At 67.6% G+C, this 19100-nt stretch carries 12 protein-coding genes; 4 read left to right on the plus strand and 8 right to left on the minus strand.

The genetic code is table 11. The annotated features are described in order from the left end of the window. Positions 1-97: 97 nt before the first annotated feature. Positions 98-1225: a sensor histidine kinase KdpD gene (locus FA90_RS16290; protein WP_051971865.1), complete on the minus strand. Its 1128-nt coding sequence runs from the start codon at positions 1223-1225 to the stop codon at positions 98-100. A 240-nt stretch (positions 1226-1465) separates the two neighbouring features. Between FA90_RS16290 and FA90_RS16295 the strand changes: the two genes are divergently transcribed. Then, on the plus strand, positions 1466-4834 hold the full coding sequence (locus FA90_RS16295; protein WP_036170413.1) for an MHYT domain-containing protein: 3369 nt from the start codon (positions 1466-1468) through the stop codon (positions 4832-4834). Then, positions 4831-5844, plus strand: a complete 1014-nt coding sequence (locus FA90_RS16300) for a two-component system response regulator (RefSeq protein WP_036170415.1) — start codon at positions 4831-4833, stop codon at positions 5842-5844. Before FA90_RS16295 ends, FA90_RS16300 begins: the two co-directional genes overlap by 4 nt. Here FA90_RS16300 and FA90_RS16305 read toward each other — a convergent pair whose 3' ends face one another. The 4 genes from FA90_RS16305 to FA90_RS16320 form a co-directional block, all read right to left on the minus strand. After that, entirely contained in the window at positions 5845-7002 is a 1158-nt protein-coding gene (locus tag FA90_RS16305; RefSeq protein ID WP_036170417.1) for a glycosyltransferase family 4 protein, read from the minus strand. A 10-nt stretch (positions 7003-7012) separates the two neighbouring features. Then, the gene (locus FA90_RS16310; protein WP_036170419.1) at positions 7013-7954 is read right to left on the minus strand and encodes a GDP-mannose 4,6-dehydratase; all 942 of its coding nucleotides are present in this window, start codon (positions 7952-7954) and stop codon (positions 7013-7015) included. Position 7955: 1 nt separating this feature from the next. Continuing rightward, entirely contained in the window at positions 7956-8999 is a 1044-nt protein-coding gene (gene gmd, locus FA90_RS16315) for a GDP-mannose 4,6-dehydratase (protein WP_036170421.1), read from the minus strand. A 339-nt stretch (positions 9000-9338) separates the two neighbouring features. After that, on the minus strand, positions 9339-11651 hold the full coding sequence (locus FA90_RS16320) for an NADP-dependent malic enzyme (protein WP_036170423.1): 2313 nt from the start codon (positions 11649-11651) through the stop codon (positions 9339-9341). 255 nt (positions 11652-11906) lie between these two features. Between FA90_RS16320 and FA90_RS16325 the strand changes: the two genes are divergently transcribed. Then, positions 11907-12764 (plus strand): mannitol dehydrogenase family protein, encoded by an 858-nt coding sequence (locus FA90_RS16325; protein WP_051971866.1) that lies wholly within the window; start codon positions 11907-11909, stop codon positions 12762-12764. Between the two features lie 20 nt (positions 12765-12784). Continuing rightward, complete coding sequence (gene thiL / locus FA90_RS16330) at positions 12785-13753, plus strand: thiamine-phosphate kinase (protein ID WP_036170425.1); 969 nt, start codon at positions 12785-12787, stop codon at positions 13751-13753. Between the two features lies 1 nt (position 13754). Here thiL and FA90_RS16335 read toward each other — a convergent pair whose 3' ends face one another. The 3 genes from FA90_RS16335 to FA90_RS16345 are packed head-to-tail and all read right to left on the minus strand — an operon-like array spanning position 13755 to position 18908. Further along, positions 13755-16328, minus strand: coding sequence for an EAL domain-containing protein (locus FA90_RS16335; protein ID WP_036176045.1), 2574 nt, complete (start codon positions 16326-16328; stop codon positions 13755-13757). Positions 16329-16338: 10 nt separating this feature from the next. Continuing rightward, positions 16339-18354 (minus strand): ATP-binding protein, encoded by a 2016-nt coding sequence (locus tag FA90_RS16340; protein WP_036170427.1) that lies wholly within the window; start codon positions 18352-18354, stop codon positions 16339-16341. Further along, the gene (locus tag FA90_RS16345; protein ID WP_036170429.1) at positions 18351-18908 is read right to left on the minus strand and encodes a YfiR family protein; all 558 of its coding nucleotides are present in this window, start codon (positions 18906-18908) and stop codon (positions 18351-18353) included. Before FA90_RS16345 ends, FA90_RS16340 begins: the two co-directional genes overlap by 4 nt. Positions 18909-19100 lie beyond the last annotated feature (192 nt).

Raw genomic sequence — 19100 nt, forward strand, 5'->3', positions numbered from 1 at the left:
GTGTTGTTGTTAGCGAAGAGAAGGTTATGGAGTTGCACCATGAAAATCATTGATGCACATCAACCGGGTCATCAGGTTGATGTGGTCGACGAAAATATCAGGCGCGGTCGCCCTGGAATGGCCGCGCATCCACCGGCACGTCGATCACGAACACCGTACCCGCGGCCGCGTCGCTGAACACGACCGCGCTGCCGCCATGGCTCTGGGCCACGGTGCGCACGTAGGGCAGGCCCACGCCCCAGCTGCCGGTGGCCGATTCGGCGGCATCCTGCGTGCGCACGAATTGCTCAAAGATGGCTTCGAAATCCTCTTTCGGGATCGGCTTGCCGTGGTTGCGCACGGTGAGGATGGCGCGCCCGAGGTCGGTGCCGACCTTGATCTCGATCGGCGTGCCGGGCTCGCCCTGCCGCTGCGCGTTGGTCAACAGGATTTCCAGGGCGCGCTCGAGCGCGGCGCCGTTCCACCAGCCGGTGACCGGTTCGCCGCTGAGCGCGACGTCGGCGCCGCCGTAATCGCGCGCACGCTGCGCGACCGTGCGCGCCAGCGCCAGCAGGTCGAACTGCTCGAGCTCGAGCTGGAGACGGTCGCTGGAGCGGATCGCCAGGGTCTCGAGCAGCTCGCCCAGCATCGCCTCCATGCGCTCGCCGTTGCGCAGGATGCGCTCGGCCAGTTCGGCGATCCCGGGCGCCGCGCCCATCTGCAGGATCTGGCTGGCGCCCAGCGTGACGTTCGACACCGGCCGGCGCAGGTCGTGCGCCAGGGCGGCGGCGACGCGTTCGCGCAGGGCGTTGCCGGCGACGACGAAGGCGCGCACGCTTTCGCGCACGGCGGCGTCGATGGTCAGGTGCAGCGCGCGCCGCTCCGGCGTGGTGAGGTCGATGTCGTGCGCATCGACCACGTCGAACAGCACGCCGCGGAACAGCTGGAACTCGGCGACGATGGTGTCGGCGTCGTAGTCGGTCAGGTTGGCGCGCTCGACCCCGTGCTCGGCGCCGAGGGTCGACACCTCCAGGCCGTCGCGCTCGAAATAATCGGGCGTCAGCGCGGCGCACAGGCGCTCGTACATGACCGGCATGGTGTCGGTGAGCACCGGCCGGCTGACGCCTTGCGCGCGCGGCAGCCGGGCCACCACATGGTCCTCCCACACCCGCAGCACGGTGTCGCGCAGCGCCAGCATGCGGTGCGAGTTGAAGGAAAAGCGGTCGGTCGGAATCAGCGTGGTCACGGTGGGCTCGGCAAGAGTCGGAAAAAACGGCGACAAGCGCCGGTCAACGATGTCGCATCTTAACGAAAGCACGGCGACAAGGTCGCACAGCGCCGCAAGCCGCTGAATGGATGACAGCTCGGCAACTTGGGTGGCGCACCTGCGACAACCGTTTCTGGACAAGTATCGTTTTTGCTGATTTTTAAAGACTTTCCCCATGGAAAGTGACATACTGACTGCATCGCTTAACGATCCACGCCCATGCTCGACATCTTCACGATTCCTTCCGACCCATCGCTGCTCAGCTATGGGTTGTACACGCCCAAGCTGGTCGCGCTTTCGGTGCTGGTGGCGATTTTCTCGTCCTGGATGGGCTTGCAGATCGCCGGCCAGGCGGCGGCCAACCGCAGCCAGCGCTGGCTGGTGCTGGCCACCGGCAGCCTGGCGCTCGGCGCCGGCGTATGGGCCATGCATTTCATCGGCATGCTGGCGTTCGACCTGTGCACCGAGGTCGACTACGACCCCACCATCACCATCCTGTCGAACCTGCCGAGCATCGGCGCGGCCTTCGTCGCGCTGACGCTGATCGCGCGCGAGCGCCTGCGCGGCTGGGGCCTCGTGGCCGGCGGCGTGCTGGTGGGCGCCGGCATCGGCGTGATGCACTACGCCGGCATGGCCGGCATGCGCATGGGCATGGAGCTGCGCTACGACCCGTTCATGTTCGGGCTGTCGATCGTGGTCGCGGTGGTGCTGGCGACGCTCGCGCTGTACGTGCGCTTCGGCCTGTCCAACCTGCGCGGGCTGACCGAATCGAAGCGCCTGCTGCTGGCGGCGATCGTGATGGGCCTGGCGATCTCGGGCATGCACTACACCGGCATGGCCGCGGCGCGCTTCGTCGGCCACCCGCTGGCCAGCGCCAAGGCGAGCGGTCCCAGCACCTTCCTGGCGCTGGCGATCAGCCTGATCGTGGTCGCCTTCACGATCTTCGTCGTGGCCGCCAACGGCTTGCTGCGCTACCGCCAGCTGTTCCGTGAACTGTCCAGGAGCGAAGCCTGGATGCGCGCCCTGCTCACCACCACGGTGGACGGCGTGATCACGGTCGACCGCGACGGCACCATCCTCGAATTCAACGCCTCGGCCGAGCGCATCTACGGCTGGACCCGCGACGAAATCGTCGGCCAGAACATCCGCGTCCTGATCGGCAACGAAGACAATTCGGAACGGGTCGGCCTGCTGCGTTCGCTGGAGACCGGCGCGATCACCGCCAGCGCGGCCAGCGCCGACGTCACCGGGCGCCGCAAGGACGGCAGCATCGTGCCGATCCGGCGCGCGGTCGGCCATGCGCGCCTGGACAAGCGCGACCTGTTCGTCTGCTTCATCACCGACATCAGCGAGCGCCGCGCGATGGAGCAGGCGCTGGCCGCCAGCGAGCAGCAGTTCCGTTCGCTGATCGGCAACATCCCCGGCATTTCCTACCGCAGCCTGGCCAGCGGCGCGCAGCAGCTGGTGTTCATCAGCGACGCGGTCGAGCGCGTGACCGGCTACACCAGCGCCGACTTCATCGGCGTCAAGCCGCGCCGCAATTTCGCCGCCCTGATCCATGCGGCGGACCGGATGCGCGTATCGGACGAGATCGCGGCCGCGCTGCGCGAAGACCGTCCCTACCTGGTCGAATACCGCCTGCTGCACGCCGACGGCAGCACCCGCTGGCTGTGGGAAAACGGCACGCCGGTGCGCGCCGACGACGGCGAACTGCAATGGCTGGACGGCGTGGTGCTCGACATCACCGAGCGCCGCGTGATGGAAGAGGCGCTGCGCGACGCCAAGGACAAGGCCGAGCAGGCCGCCGCCGCGCGCGCCAGCTTCGTGGCCAACATGAGCCACGAGATCCGCACGCCGATGAATTCGATCCTCGGCTTCACCGACGTGCTGCTGGACGGCGAACTGCCGGCCGAGCAGCGGCGCCACCTGGACACCATCCGCAGCTCCGGCCGTTCGCTGCTGCGCCTGCTCAACGAGATCCTCGACACCGCCAAGCTGGAAAAAGGCGCCGTGGAGCTCGAGCAGAACGACTACAACCTGCTCTCCCTGATCGACGAGCTGTCCTCGACGCTGGCGGCCAATGCGCGCGCCAAGGGCCTGCACGTCGACGTCCAGTACGATCCGGCGCTGCCGACCTGCCTGCGCGGCGACGAGCTGCGTGTGCGCCAGGTGCTGACCAACCTGCTCGACAACGCGATCAAGTTCACCGCCAAGGGCAGCGTCACGCTGCGCGCCGAGCTGAAGGACGAGCAGCTGCACTTCGCCGTCAGCGACACCGGCATCGGCATCGCGCCGGAGCGCCTGGCCGCGATCTTCGAGCCGTTCACGCAGGCCGACGCCTCGATGACGCGGCGCTTCGGCGGCACCGGCCTGGGCACGACCATCAGCAAGCAGCTGGTCGAGCTGATGGACGGGCGCATCTGGGCCGAGAGCGAACCGGGCCAGGGCACCACCTTCCACGTGGTGCTGCCGCTGGTACTGGCGCGCTTCGCGCCGCAGCAGCCGCGCGTGCGCACCGCCGCCGCCCTGCCGCCGCTGCGCGTGCTGGTGGCCGACGACGTCCCGCAGAACCAGGAATTGCTGCAGCTGCTGCTGGCGCGCCGCGGCCACACCATGACCTCGGCCAGCGACGGCGCCGCCGTGGTCGAACTGGCCGCGCGCGAGGCGTTCGACCTGATCCTGATGGACTTCCAGATGCCGACCATCGACGGCCTGTCGGCCACGCGCCTGATCCGCGCACAGGCCGAAGCCGCCGGCCGCCAGCGCGTGCCGATCATCGCCATGACCGCCAGCGTGCTGGACGAGCACCGCCGCGCCAGCGTGGACGCCGGCATGGACGGCTTCGCCAGCAAGCCGGTCGACTGGTTCACGCTGTCGCACGAGATCGCGCGCGTGCTCGGCCTGGGCAACGGCCAGCAGGCGGACGCCGACCTGCCGGCGGTCGAGCGCCACCTGTTCAACCGCCAGGCCGGCCTGCGCCGCTGGAGCGACAAGGAAGACGCCTACCTGGAAGCGCTGGCGCACTTCGAGCGCCAGCACGCCGGCCTGGCCCAGCTGCTGGCGCAGCAAGGCGCCTCGGCCGACTATCGCGCGCTGCGCATGCTGGCCCACAAGATACGCGGCGTGGCCGCCAACCTCGGCCTGGAGCGCCTGGCCGACGCCCTGGTCGGCCTGGAAGGCCTGGTCGACGGCGACAGCGGCCGCCTGTTCACGGGCGCCGACGCGGCGCTCCAGGACGCGCTGGGCGAGCTGGCTGCGCTGCTGGAGGACTCGCTGGCCGCCGTGCGCGCCGCGCTGCCGGGCCGCGCTCCGGGCCAGGGCGCCGGCCAGCCGGCCGCCGCCGCGCCGGGCGCCGACCTGGAGCACGCCGCACGCGCCGGCAAGGTATTGCGCGAAGCGCTGCGCCGCGGCGCGCTGGACGACGCCGCGCTGGCCGGCCTGGCGGTCGCCGTCACCGGCCATCCGCTGGCCGCACGCGTGGCGCAGGTACATGCCGCGCTTTCCGATTTCGATTTCGACCTGGCCTTGCAGCAGCTTGACGCCGTGCTGGAGGCCATGGACGACCTGGCACAGGAGATGACCCAATGACCACCGTGACCCTGCCGCTGATCCTGGCGGTCGACGACGAGGCCAGCAACCTGCAGTTGCTGCGCCAGATCCTGCAAGACCACTACCGCCTGCGCTTCGCCAAGGACGGCCCGCGCGCGCTCGAGCTGGCGCGCGAGGAGCGCCCCAACCTGATCCTGCTGGACGTGATGATGCCGGGGATGAGCGGCTACGAGGTGTGCGCCGCGCTCAAGGCCCACCCGGGCACCGCGTCGATCCCGGTGATCTTCGTCACCGCGCTGAACGATACCGACGACGAGCTGGAAGGCTTCGAGGCCGGCGCGGTCGACTACATCACCAAGCCGGTCAGCCCGCCGATCGTGCGCGCGCGCGTGCGCAACCACCTGTCGCTGGTGCGCATGGAAGAGCTGCGCGCCTCGCGCCTGGAGATCGTGCAGCGCCTCGGCCTGGCGTCCGAATACAAGGACAACGAGACCGGCCTGCACGTGATCCGCATGAGCCATTTCGCGCGCATCCTGGGCCTGGCGGCCGGCATGTCCGAGATCGAGGCCGACGACTTGCTGCACGCCGCGCCGATGCACGACGTCGGCAAGATCGGCATCCCCGACCGCATCCTGCAAAAACCCGGTCCACTCGATCCGGACGAATGGAAGATCATGCAGAGCCACGCCACGATCGGCGCCGAGATCATCGGCGAGCACCATGGCGGCATGCTGGCGCTGGCGCGCAACATCGCCCTCACCCACCACGAGAAATGGGACGGCAGCGGCTATCCGAAAGGCCTGGCCGGCGCCGACATCCCGCTCGAAGGGCGGATCTGCGCGATCGCCGATGTGTTCGACGCCCTGACCTCGGTGCGGCCGTACAAGAAGGCCTGGACCGAAGAAGCGGCGATCGAGTTCCTGGTGCAGCAGAAGCGCAAGCACTTCGACCCGGCCCTGGTCGACCTGTTCGTCTGCCAGATGCCGGCGATCCGCGCGATCCGCCAGCGCTGGGCCGAAGAGGCCCCGGCCGAGCAGAAAGCGGCTTGATCAGCCCAGCGGCGCGGTCGCCGTCCGGCCGACCCGCACCCTGCGCGCCGCCAGTTCGCGGTACAGCGCAGTGTAGTCGTCGGCCATCTGTTCCGACGTGAACAGGCGCCAGTAGCGCGTTTCGGCGCGGCGCCCCATCTCGGCCGCCATCTGCGGATCGTTCCACAGCGCCGTCATCGCCGCGCGCAGGGCCTGCGGGTCGGACGGCGGCACCACCAGCCCGGTTTCGCCGTGCACGTTGATGTAGGTGGTGCCGGTGCCGATCTCGCTCGAGATCATCGGCTTGCCGAACATCGCGCCTTCCAGCAGCGAGATGCCGAAGGCTTCCGAGCGCAGGTGCGAGGGAAACGCCACCGCGTAGCACAGCTCGAGCAGCGCGACCTTGTCGGCCTCGTCGAGCTTCCCGACGAACATCACCTTCTTGAGACCGAGGCGCGCCGCGTGCGCCCTGAGCTCCTGCTCGATCGGGCCGGCGCCGACGATCACCACCGGGTAATCGGTGCCGGCGGCGGCTTCGAGCAGGATGTGCAGGCCCTTGTAGTAGCGCAGCACGCCGACGAACAGGAAGAACTTGGGGCCGACCTGGGCGCGCCAGTGGGCCAGGCGCACCGGGTCGGGGGCCGGGTAGCTGGTCTTGTCCAGGCCGAAGGCGATCACGCGCGTCTTGTCGCGGTAACGGTCCAGCACCGCCGACGAGGCCAGGTAGTTGGGCGACGTCGCGACGATCGAGTCGACGCTCTGCAGGAAGCGGTGCTTGAGCGGCTGGTAGAAGCGCAGCAGCGTCTTCTGGCGCACGATGTCCGAGTGGTAGGTCAGCACGGTCGGCTTGTCGATGCGCGCCATGAAGTGGGCCATGTCGGTGAACGGCCACGGGAAATGGTAGTGCACCACGTCGACCTCGCGCGCCAGCCGCGCCAGCTTGCCGATCGCGGACAGCGACACCCCGTTCGACGCCAGTTCGAAGTCGAGATGCGCGCGGTGCACGGTGTGGCCTTCGAACTCGATCGGCGCCAGCTCGCGCCCGGGTTTGCGCGACAGCGACAGCACGTGGTTGGTCACGCCCAGGCGGCCGGTGCTCACGCACATCTGGCGGATCACCTGTTCGATGCCGCCGACGGAGTCCGGGAAGTAGGTCTTGCAGAAATGGAGGACACGCATGAAATCGTGGTCAAGCCTGGTACATCCAACGCAGCGTTTCGACCAGCGGGATCGGCTCGAACGCGCCGATGGCGCCGGCCAGCTTGGCATTGCTGCCGACCAGGGTCAACACGTCGTTGGCGCGCACGAAGGCCGGGTTGACGTGCACGTCGATGCGGTAGCCGGCGATGTCGCTCATCATGTCGATCGTGCTCTCGAGCGAGTACGAGCGTCCGGAGCAGACGTTGAAGGCTTCGCCCACGGGCGCGGCGGCCAGCAGCCGGCGGTAGACGCCGGCGACCATGCGCACGTCCGAGAAGTCGCGCGCGATCGCCAGGTTGCCCAGTTCGATGCGGCGCGCCCCCTTGCGGAAATGCGACACGATCTTGGGCAGCAGGAAGTTCTCGCCCTGGCCGACGCCGGTGTAGTTGAAGGGCCGCGCGATCACGATCGGCAGCTTGTCCATCCACAGGCGCGCCATGGTCTCCATGGCCAGCTTGCTGACCGCGTAGTCGTTGGCCGGCATCGGCGCCACGTGCTCGTCGATGACTCCGACGTCGGCGTTGCCGTAGATGTTGGCCGACGACGCCAGCAGCACGCACGAGGGCGTGTGGCCGCCAGCGGCGAGTGCGTCCAGCAGGTTGCGGGTGCCGACCACGTTGGCGCGGTACATCTGGTCGACGTCGTCGTGCGCCACGAAGGCAATCGCCGCCAGGTGCACCACGACGTCGGGGCGCACCTGCTCGACCACGCTTGCCAGCGCAGCGCGGTCGAGCAGGTCGACGTTGAAGATGTCCGGGCCGGTGGCGTCGCCGCTGAGCACCGTGCCGAACACCCGGTAGCCGGCGGCGGCCAGTTCACGCGCCACATAGTGACCCGTGAAGCCGTGCAGGCCCGTGATCAGCGCGCGCTTGCCTTCGCCTTCGCGCGCGTCATGCGCACGCGCGCCGGCGTCCGAAACCAGGCCGCTCATCTTAGAACGAGAAGCCGATTTCGTTGCGGCGCAGGTCGGCGTCGACCATCATCTGGCACAGCTGCTCGAGCGTGGTCTGCGGCTTCCAGCCCAGCTCGCGCTCGGCCTTGGACGCGTCGCCGATCAGCAGCTCGACTTCGGCCGGACGGTAGAACTTCGGAGAGATGCGCACCAGCACTTTACCGGTCTTGCTGCAACGGCCGGTTTCGTTCTCGCCCTGGCCCTGCCACTCGACGCCCATACCGGCCGCCTTGAACGCCATGGTCACGAAATCGCGTACGGTTTCGGTGCGGTTGGTGGCCAGCACGTAGGTATCGGGCTGAGCGGCCTGCAGGATGCGCCACATGCCTTCGACATACTCGCGTGCGTAGCCCCAGTCGCGCTTGGCGTCCAGGTTACCCAGTTCGAGCACGTCGAGCTTGTTCAGCACGATCTTGGCGACCGAGTCGGTAATCTTGCGCGTGACGAACTCGCGGCCGCGCAGCGGCGACTCGTGGTTGAACAGGATGCCGGAGCTGCCGAAGATGTCATAGGATTCGCGGTAGTTCACGGTCATCCAGTGCGCATACAGCTTGGCCACGCCATACGGGCTGCGCGGGTAGAACGGCGTGCTCTCGATTTGCGGCACGGCCTGGACCTTGCCGAACATCTCGGAAGTCGATGCCTGGTAGAAGCGCGCTTTCGGGTGCACGATGCGGATCGCTTCGAGCAGGTTGACGGCGCCGATGCCGGTGATCGAGGCGGTCGTGACCGGCTGCTCGAACGACACGCCGACGAAGCTCTGCGCCGCCAGGTTGTACACCTCGTCGGGGCGCACCGATTCGATCAGGCGGATGCTGGAGGACAGGTCGGTCAGGTCGTACTCGACCAGCGACAGGTTCGGGTGCTGCTCGATGCCGAGTTCGGCGATGCGCCAGAAATTGACCGAGCTGGAGCGACGGAACGTACCGGTGACTTGATAGCCTTTTTCAAGCAGCAGTTGCGCCAGATAAGCACCATCCTGCCCCGTAATGCCCGTGATCACGGCCTTTTTCGTTGTTTGCATGTTCTAGTAAATATAGGTAGTGGTTCGAAAGCCATCGCTACCGCTGTCATGGCGTAACGGCGGACATCAAGAAACGGTGCGGAAATAGTATTCCGACAACCCGATATTGTAGCAGAGCCCTGCCTGCTCTTGCACAAAAGAAATTTTATGCAAGTATTAATTTGTAGGATTCAATTATCCCATGAAAAATTTTAGGGACGGCACAAAATTATGCATTGTTACTAATTTATGACGCTTCGTAACAACTTCATGAAATGTCATCAATTATCACCATTACACTCCAATCCTCGAAAAAAAGGACCGCAAGCGGTCCTTTCGGCAATCCGGATTGCGCGCCGATCAGCGTTCCGAGATCGCATCCACCACGCACAGCGCCGTCATGTTGACGATGCGGCGCACCGTCGCCGACGGCGTCAGGATATGCACCGGACGCGCGCAGCCGAGCAGCACCGGACCGACCGCGATGCCGTTGCCGGCCGCCGTCTTGAGCAGGTTGTAGGCGATGTTGGCCGACTCGATGTTCGGCATGACGACCAGGTTGGCGTCGCCCTTGAGCGTCGACTGCGGCATGATCTTGTTGCGCAGCTTGGTGTCGAGCGCGGCGTCGCCGTGCATCTCGCCGTCGACCTCGAGGCCGGGCGCCTTCTGCTGCACCAGCGCCAGCGCGGCGCGCATCTTCTGCGCCGATTCGCTGTTCGAGGTGCCGAAGTTCGAATGCGACAGCAGCGCCACGCGCGGCGTGATGCCCAGGCGCTCCAGTTCCTCGGCCGCCATCACGGTGATCTCGGCCAGTTCTTCGGCCGTCGGGTTGACGTTGACGTGGGTGTCGACCATCGCCAGCTGGCGCTCTTCGGTGATGACGAAGTTCATCGCCGCGTACACGTTGCGGCCCGGACGCTTGCCGAGCACCTTGTCGATGAACTCCAGGTGCGCGTCGGTGATCCCATAGGTGCCGCAGATCATGCCGTCGGCATCGCCCTTGTGGATCATCATCGCGCCGATCAGGGTATGGCGGCGGCGCATCGCCAGCTTGGCCATGTCGACGGTCACGCCCTTGCGCATCACCATCTGGTGGTAGGTCTGCCAGTAGTCGCGGTAGCGCTCGTCGAAATCGGGGTTGATGACGTCGAAGTGCACGCCCTTCTTGAGGCGCAGGCCGAACTTCTCGATGCGCTTTTCCAGCACCGCCGGGCGGCCGACCAGGATCGGGCGCGCCAGGTTCTCGTCGACCACCACCTGCACCGCGCGCAGCACGCGCTCGTCCTCGCCCTCGGCGTAGACGATGCGCTTGAGTTCGGGCGGCGTGCTCTTGGCGATCTGGAACAGCGGCTTCATGAAGCTGCCGCTGCGGTACACCAGCTGCTGCAGGCTCTCGGCATACGCCTGGAGGTCGGCGATCGGACGGGTGGCGACGCCGCCTTCCATCGCGGCCTTGGCCACGGCCGGCGCGATGTGGGTCAGCAGGCGCGGATCGAACGGCATCGGGATCAGGTATTCCGGACCGAACGACAGGTTGGCGATGCCGTAGGCCGATGCCACGATGTCGGACTGCTCGGCGTGCGCCAGTTCGGCGATCGCGTGCACCACCGCGATTTCCATCTCGCGCGTGATGGTGCTCGCGCCGCAATCGAGCGCACCGCGGAACATGTAGGGGAAGCACAGGACGTTGTTGACCTGGTTCGGGTAGTCCGAACGGCCGGTCGCGATGATCACGTCGTCGCGCACCGCTTTCGCGTCTTCCGGCAGGATCTCCGGATTCGGGTTGGCCAGCGCCAGGATCAGCGGGTTCGGCGCCATCTCGGCGACCATCTCGGGTTTGAGCACGCCGCCGGCGGACAGGCCGAGGAAGATGTCGGCGCCCGGAATGACTTCGCGCAGCGAGCGGTGCGGCGTGTCCTGGGCAAAGCGCTCCTTGTCCGGGTCCATCAGTTCGGTGCGGCCCTTGTAGACCACGCCGGCCAGGTCGGTGACGAAGATGTTCTCGATCGGGAAGCCGAGGTCGACGATCAGGTCGAGACAGGCCAGCGCCGCGGCGCCGGCGCCCGACACCACCAGCTTGCAGTTCTTCAGGTCCTTATTCACCACCTTCAGGCCGTTCAGGATCGCGGCGCCGACGATGATCGCGGTACCGTGCTGGTCGTCGTGGAAGACCGGGATCTTCATGCGCTCGCGCAGCTTGCGCTCGATGTAGAAGCATTCGGGCGCCTTGATGTCTTCCAGGTTGACGCCGCCGAAGGTCGGTTCGAGCGCGGCGATCACCTCGATCAGCTTGTCCGGATCGGTTTCGTTGATCTCGATGTCGAACACGTCGATGCCTGCGAATTTCTTGAACAGGACGCCCTTGCCTTCCATGACCGGCTTCGAGGCCAGCGGCCCGATATTGCCCAGGCCGAGCACCGCGGTGCCGTTGGAAATGACCGCGACCAGATTGCCGCGCGCCGTGTATTTATACGAGTTGGCCGGGTCCTTGACGATCTCTTCGCAGGGCGCGGCCACGCCGGGCGAGTACGCCAGCGCCAGGTCGCGCTGGTTCAGGACTGACTTGGTCGGGGTGACGGCGATCTTGCCGGGGCGGGGAGTCTGGTGATATTCGAGCGCTGCAGCACGCAGTTGCTGACGTAATTCTTCTTTTTTATCGATTGACGAATCCATGCTATGCGGCCTCACTCTACTAACGGGCCTACGATTCTAGCAGAGGCAATGGTTGGATCGGCTACGTATTTTTACCAACCGGATAGAAACCGGGCTTGGCCCGGCGCAGGCGCCTGCCGCGATAACATCCTGCTGAAAATAATAATTCCTACCGGAAGCTTTATCGCGAGGCGCTCGAAGCCCTGAATGCGACGCCTGAAGACCGGGCGCTGACTTGCCGGCGCCTCAGCGCTGCGCCGCCTTGAGCAGCAGGTCGTGGGCCGGCGCGAATTCGCGGTGCAGCGGCAGCCAGGCGGCGCCGCCCGCGCCGCCGGCCTGCCGGCCTTCACCGTGCTCTCCTGCGACAACCTGCGCAGCAACGGCGACACTGCGCGCCACGCCGTGCTGTCGTTCGCGCGCGCGCTCGACGTCGACCTGGCCGACTGGATCGGCGCCCACGCCGCTTTCCCGAACAGCATGGTCGACCGCATCGCGCCCGGCGTCTCCGAGCGCCAGCGCGACCGCATCGCCGAGCTGTTGGGCGCCGACGATGCCCAGCCAGCGGTGGCCGAGCCATTCTCCCAGTGGGTGCTGGAAGATAAATTCAGCGCTGGCCGCCCCGACCTCGCCTTCGCCGGGGTGACGTTCAGCGACGACGTGCACGCCTACGAGGCGGTCAAGGGACGCATGCTCAACGCCTCGCACATGCTGCTGGCGTATCCGGCGCTGCAGTACGGCTACCGCACCGTGCCGGAAGCGATGCGCGATCCGCTGCTGCGGCGCCTGCTGAGCCGCTTCATGGAGCACGACGTCATCCCGCACCTGACGCCGCCGCCGGGCGTGTCGCTGCAGGCCTACAAGGGCACGGTGCTGGAGCGCTTCGCCAACCCGGCGGTGGCCGACCAGCTGCTGCGCGTGGCCCACGACGGCGCCGCCAAGATCCCGGTGTTTCACGCCGCCACGCTGGCGACGCTGCTGGCGCGCTACGCCTGCGCGCGCATCCGGTGTTCGTCGACGCTTACCTGCGCCTGGCCGAGACCATCGACGCGCACGGTGTCCGCGCGGCGCTGCAAACGCTCCTGGCCTCGCCGCTGCATAGCGCGTGATGCCGGTTCAGTGATGTCGGATCAGTGATGCAGGATTAAAATCCGGGGATGCTCTCCGAATTCGACCTCATCAAGCAATACTTCCAGCGCCAGCGTCCAGCGCGCGCCAACACCGTGCTCGGCATCGGCGACGACTGCGCGCTGCTGGCGCCCTCCCCCGGCCGCCAGCTTGCCGTCTCGTCGGACATGCTGGTCGAAGGCCGCCATTTCTTTGCCGGCGCCGACCCGGTTACGCTCGGCCACAAATGCCTGGCGGTGAACCTGTCCGACCTGGCCGCGATGGGCGCGACCCCACTCGGCTTCACGCTGGCGCTGGCCCTGCCCGCCGCCGATCCGGCCTGGCTGGAAGGCTTCTCGAACGGGCTGTTCGCGCTGGCCGACGCCTTCGACTGCGAACTGGTGGGCGGCGACACCACCAAGGGTCCGCTCAACATCTGCATCACCATTTTCGGCGAGATCAACCCCGGCCAGGCGCTGCGGCGCGATGCCGCGCAAGCCGGCGACGACATCTGGATCTCGGGCACGCTGGGCGACGCGCGCCTGGCGCTGGCGGCGTACTTGAATGAGCTGACGCTGGCCGGGGACGACCGCGCGCGCGCGAGTGCGCGCCTGCACGCGCCCGCGCCGCGCGTGGCGCTCGGGCGCGCGCTGGCCGAGGGCGGCCTGGCGCATGCGGCGCTGGACATCTCGGACGGGCTGGTGGGCGATCTCGGCCACATCCTGGCGGCGTCAAAAGCCGGCGCCACGCTCGACCTGGATGCGCTGCCCGCCGGGCCGGTGCTGGCGCGCCAGCCGCAAGCCCTGCGCCGGCGCTTCACGGCGGCGGGCGGCGACGATTACGAGCTGTGCTTCACGGCACCGGCTGTGCAGCGCAATGCGATCCTGGCGGCCGGTGCGGCCTGCGCCACCGCGGTCACGCGTGTGGGCACCATCGATTCAGCCCCCGGATTGCGGCTGGTCGACGGTGCCGGCGCGCCGCTGGATCTGCAGCTGCGCGGCTGGGATCACTTCAGCTGATTCACGCCACGGCCTCGTCGCGCGGCGCCTTGCGGTCGTCGTGCGGCCCGTGCGTCAGCCAGTACTGGCGAAACGCCAGGCGCACGTTGTCGCGCAATTCCTTATCGTTCCACGGCTTGGTATAAAAGCGGTAGATCGCGCCGCGGTTGATCGAATCGAGCACGGTGTCGACGCCGGCGTAGCCGGACAGGATGATGCGCATGGTGTCCGGGTACATCTCCTTCACCCTGCTCAGGAATTCGATCCCGTTCATCATCGGCATGCGCTGGTCGCACAGGATCACCTGGACGTGGTGCAGCGCCAGCTGCTCGAAGCCCTCGGCCGGCGTGGCCGCGGTCAGCACGCGGTAATTGTCGCGCCTGAACAGGCGGTGCAGCGCGGACAGCACGTTGACGTCGTCGTCCACCACCAGCAGGGTCTGGACGTTGCGGTCGTCCGCGGTCGGGCGGCTCGGCTGGGCGCGGTTCTCCAGCACCAGCTGGCCCAGCTCGTCGGGCGGCAGCGCGCGCGAAATGTGGAAACCCTGGATCTCGTCGCAGAAGTGGCGCCGCAGCAGCACCATCTGCGCGCGCGACTCGACGCCTTCGGCGATCACCTGCATGTGCAAGCTGTGCGCCATGCTGATGATGGCCATCGCGATCGCCGCGTCGTCCGGATTGGTGGTGATGTCGCGCACGAAGGCGATGTCGATCTTCAGCTTGTCGATCGGGAAGCGCTTCAGGTAGGCCAGGCTCGAGTAGCCGGTGCCGAAGTCGTCGATCGCGATGCGGATGCCGAGTCGCTTCAGGCTGTCGAGCACCTCGATCGTGTGCTCGAAGTTCGACATCAGCGCGCTCTCGGTCAGCTCCAGTTCGATCAGGCCCGGGTCGACCCTGTACCTGTCCAGCGCGGTGCGGATGTCGCCTTCCAGGTCGCCCTCGACGAACTGGCGGCTCGACACGTTCACCGCCACGCGCACGTCGCGCACGCCGGACGCGTTCCAGGCCGCGATCTGGCGGCAGGCCTCGTCGATGATCCAGGCGCCGACGCGCACCACCATGCCGGTGTCTTCCAGCACCGGCACGAACTCGGCCGGATACACCAGGCCGTGGCCGGGTCGGCGCCAGCGCAGCAGCGCCTCGACGCCGGTGACGCGGCCGGTGTTCAGGTCCAGCTTGGGCTGGTAGTGCAGTTCGAACTGCTCGCCGTCGAGCGCGGCGCGCAACGCCACTTCCAGGTCCAGGCGCGCCAGCACCTGCACGTTCATGCCGGCGGTGAAGAAGCGGTAGCCGTCGCGCCCGGCCTCCTTGGCGCGTACCATCGCCACGTCGGCGTACTTGACCAGGGTGTCGGGGTCGAGCGCGTCGTCCGGGTACATCGCGATGCCGATGCTGGCGGTCAGTCCGGCCTGCTGGCCGTTCAGGTCGAACGGCGCGCGCAAGGCTTCGCGCACCTCGTTGGCGACGCTGACCGCTTCCTCTTCGTGCTGCTCGCGGCTCATGGTCAGGATCAGCGCGAACTCGTCGCCGCCGAGGCGGCCGACGCTGTCGCGCCGCACGCGGTGCACCAGGCGCATGCTGAACTGGCGCAGCAGTTCGTCGCCGAGCGCCGGTCCGAGCGAATCGTTGACGACCTTGAAGCGGTCGAGCGTGATGAACAGCACCGCGATGCGCCAGTTCTTGTCCTGCGCCAGCTCGATCGTGTCGCTCAGGGTCTGGAAGAACAGCGTGCGATTGGGCAGGCCGGTCAGCCGGTCGTAGTTCGCCATGTGCTCCAGGTGCTGCTGCGCCACGCGGCGCTCGCTGATGTCGCGCGCTACCGCGATCAGCATGCGCATGTCGGTCAGCTGCTGCAGCTGCCAGCTGATCTCGACCGGCACCGCGCCCTGGCCGTCGGCGCGCAGCAGCTCGGTCTCGACGATGTCGTGCTCGTGCGAGGCCGAGACCGGGTCGCCGTAGCGCTCCAGCTGGGCGCGCTCGGCCAGGCCGAGCGCCACCGGGTCGATGCGCAGCAGCGCGTCGCGCGAAAAGCCGAGCATGCGGCAGGCGCCGTCGCTGACGTCGACCATCGCCATGCTGCGCCCGTCGACCAGGAAGATGGCGTCGGCGGTGGCGTCGAGCGCGCCGCGGAAGCGCTGCAGCTCGGCGGTGCGCTCGCGCACCTTGCGCTCCATGCGCGCGCCGTGCTCGCGCGATTCGCGGTGCAGCAGGCGCACTTCCAGCAGGTTGCGGATGCGCGTGAGCACCTCGACCGTGTCGAAGGGCTTGCCGATGAAGTCACGCGCGCCGGCTTCCAGCGCGGCCAGTTTCTTGTCCGGCTCGGCCGTGACGACCAGCACCGGCAGCCAGGCTTCGCGCTCCATCGGCTTCAAGGCTTCCATCACCTGGAAGCCGTCCATGTGCGGCATCTGCAGGTCGAGGATGATCAGGTCGAAGCGGTACTGCAGGTGCAGCGCCGCCACCTGGCGCGGGTCGGTGGTGCTTTGCACCTGTTCGTAGCCGCTGGTCTTGAGCAGGAATTCCAGCAGCTGCACGTTCACCGGTTCGTCGTCGACGACCAGGATGCGCGCGCGGCGAATGTCGGTTTGCGAAATCATGGGGCTGTCCTCATGGGGCTGTTTTTTCGGCGGCGGCGCGCTGGGCCAGCGCGCCGTCGATGGCCTCATTGAATTGTTCGATGTCGATCGGCTTGGTCAGGTAGCGCGTGAAGCCGGCCGCCAGGCCGCGCTCGATATCGCGCGGCATGGCGTTGGCGGTCAGCGCGATCACCGGTATCGCGGCGGTGGCCGGGTCGTGGCGCAGTTCGGCCAGCACCTCGAGTCCGCTCATGCCCGGCAGATTCAGGTCGGTCAGGACCAGCTCGGGGCGATGGCTGCGCGCCAGCGACAAGCCGATCGGTCCGTCCGGCGCGGACAGCAGGCGCAGGTCGGGCCGGTAGGCGACGATTTCCTGCACCAGACGCAGGTTGGCAGGATTATCCTCGATGTACAGGATCAGGTGCGCGCCAGATGCCGCCGGGGCGGCGCCGTCCGCGCTGCCGGGCGCCGGGGCCGGCAGCACGGCGGGGGTCTCCGGCTCGGCGGTGGCCAGCTCGATCCAGAAGGTGCTGCCGGCGCCCGGGCTGCTGGCCACGCCGATCGTGCCGCCCATCAGTTCGATCAGGCGGCGCGTGACCACCAGGCCGATGCCGGTGCCCTCTTGCGTGCCACCTTCCTGGCCGAGCCGGTTGAACGGCTGGAACAGGCCAGCCAGCTGGTCCGAGCTCAGGCCCATGCCGGTGTCGCGCACAGACAGGCGCAGGCGCGCGCCCGCCTGGGTGCACTCGACCGTCACCACGCCACCGTCGCGGTTGTACTTGACCGCGTTCGACAGCAGGTTCAGGAGCACCTGCTTCAGGCGCGTACGGTCGGCCTGCACCACGCCGCCGAGCGACTCGGGAAAGCGCACGACGATGCCGCGCGCTGCCGCCAGCGGGCCGATCATGGTGCGGCACTCGGCCAGGATCTCGGCCACGTCGACCGGCTCCATCGACAGCGCCACCGCGCCCGCCTCGACCTTGGCCAGGTCGAGGATCTCGTTGATGAGGGTGAGCAGGTGGCGCCCGGACTTGAGGATGTGGCCGGCGAATTCGGTCTTCTGCTCGGGCGTGGTCGGCATCGCGTTGGACGACAGGATCTGGGCGAAGCCGAGAATCGCATTGAGCGGCGTGCGCAGTTCGTGGCTCATCGACGACAGGAACGCCGACTTGGCCTGGTTGGCCTCGCGCGCCTCCTCGATCGCCAGTTCGAGTTCGGCGTTGGCCAGTTCGAGCTGCATGGTGCGCTCCTGCACGCGGCCTTCGAGCTGCTGGTTCAGGCGCATCACTTCCTGCTGCGCGCGGGCGCGCTCCTGCGCCTCGCGCGCGATCTCGCGGTTCGACTCTTCCAGCGCGTGGGTGCGCTGCTCGATCTCGCTGAGCATCGCGTTGAACGAATCGACCAGCGCCGCCGCCTCGTCCTCGCTGATGCGCGGCGCCCGGCGCGAGTAGTCGCGCCGCGCCACGACTTCGCGCGCGATGGTGGTGATGGCGTCGATCGGCGTGGTGATCGTGTGGCCCAGGCGCAGCACCAGCATGAAGGCGGTGACCAGCGCCAGCAGCGTCACCCCGGCGCAGATCAGGAGGTAGTCGCGGATGCGCTCGATCAGCATGTTGTGCGAGCGCAGGTAGACGGTGCCGAGGCGGTCGCCGTTTTCCGCTATCGGCTTGAACAGCACCAGGTCGTCGCCGTCGCGCACGTGGCCTTCCTGGCCCGCACGCTGCGGGAAGCTCGCGGACGCCCCCGGCGCCTCGTAGGATGCGAACAGCGCGCCGGTGTCGTCGTAGATCGCGGCCGCGCGCACCGATGGGCGCGAGCGCAGCAAGGCGAGATTCTCGCGCGCCAGGCGCGGGTCGTCGAAGGCCAGCGCGGCCGAGGTCATGTGGCCGACCAGCTCGGCCTGGGTCGACAGGTCGTTGAGCTGCGCCTCGCGGTAGCTGCGCAGGTCGTAGGCGACCACGACGCCGACCGAGACCAGCAGCACCGCCAGCGTGGTCGACATCACGATCGCCACCAGCTTCTTGCGGATCGAATTCATCCGGATCATGGCGCCACCGCCAGCAGGCGCGCGCTGATGCGCAGCTTGGCCGTCGCCGCTTCCTCGCGCGCGACGTGGAAGCGCAGGTGTTCGCCGACCTGGACGAAATCGACCACGCAGCCATCGGCCTGGGCCAGCGGCTCGTCCGGCATGTCGCATACGGTCAGGATCGGGCGTCCGCGCGCCTGCGCCAGCAGCGGCGGCGCATCGAGGCCGGTGACGTACAGGATGTGCAGCTCACGCGCGTCGGCGCCGGGTCCCAGGCGCTGCACCGCGAGCGGATGGCCGCGCACGCTGCGCCCGGCCACCGACTGTTCGACCAGCGCCGCCAGCGCGTCGTCGCCGGCGATGCCGATCAGGAGCGGACTGTCGGGACGCGCGAAGGCCACGGCCGGCCACTCGACGAAGGCGGCGAAACGGTACAGGTAGGCGGCCTTGGTCTTGCGCTCGGGGCTGGGCCGCTCGACAGGCCCGGCGCCAGGCTGGGCATGGACGGCGCCGGCGAACAGCAGGCACAAGGCCATCCAGCGGGTGGGCCGGGCGGCCGCGAAGGAGAACGCCATCACGAACGGACCGGTCCCATGTGGTCATGCGCGAAACGGTAGCACGGCATGTCAGGTCCTACAGAAATAAAAATGAGCTGCGGGGATCGGCCCGCAGAGAATGAGGATAGCCCAGAGGTGCAGGAAATGTCGCACGGAACATAAAAAATAGTGTCAACGATAAATACATTTACGACATCTTAATGCACTATG

The organism is Massilia sp. 9096, from assembly GCF_000745265.1.
In the GTDB taxonomy this organism is placed as follows: domain Bacteria; phylum Pseudomonadota; class Gammaproteobacteria; order Burkholderiales; family Burkholderiaceae_D; genus Telluria.

Coding starts and splice junctions, on each gene's coding strand:
- FA90_RS16295 (WP_036170413.1), top strand. CDS start 1,466: ATGCTCGACATCTTCACGATTCCTTCCGACCCATCGCTGCTCAGCTAT.
- FA90_RS16300 (WP_036170415.1), top strand. CDS start 4,831: ATGACCACCGTGACCCTGCCGCTGATCCTGGCGGTCGACGACGAGGCC.
- FA90_RS16305 (WP_036170417.1), bottom strand. CDS start 7,002: ATGCGTGTCCTCCATTTCTGCAAGACCTACTTCCCGGACTCCGTCGGC.
- FA90_RS16310 (WP_036170419.1), bottom strand. CDS start 7,954: ATGAGCGGCCTGGTTTCGGACGCCGGCGCGCGTGCGCATGACGCGCGC.
- gmd (WP_036170421.1), bottom strand. CDS start 8,999: ATGCAAACAACGAAAAAGGCCGTGATCACGGGCATTACGGGGCAGGAT.
- FA90_RS16320 (WP_036170423.1), bottom strand. CDS start 11,651: ATGGATTCGTCAATCGATAAAAAAGAAGAATTACGTCAGCAACTGCGT.
- thiL (WP_036170425.1), top strand. CDS start 12,785: ATGCTCTCCGAATTCGACCTCATCAAGCAATACTTCCAGCGCCAGCGT.
- FA90_RS16335 (WP_036176045.1), bottom strand. CDS start 16,328: ATGATTTCGCAAACCGACATTCGCCGCGCGCGCATCCTGGTCGTCGAC.
- FA90_RS16340 (WP_036170427.1), bottom strand. CDS start 18,354: ATGATCCGGATGAATTCGATCCGCAAGAAGCTGGTGGCGATCGTGATG.
- FA90_RS16345 (WP_036170429.1), bottom strand. CDS start 18,908: ATGGCGTTCTCCTTCGCGGCCGCCCGGCCCACCCGCTGGATGGCCTTG.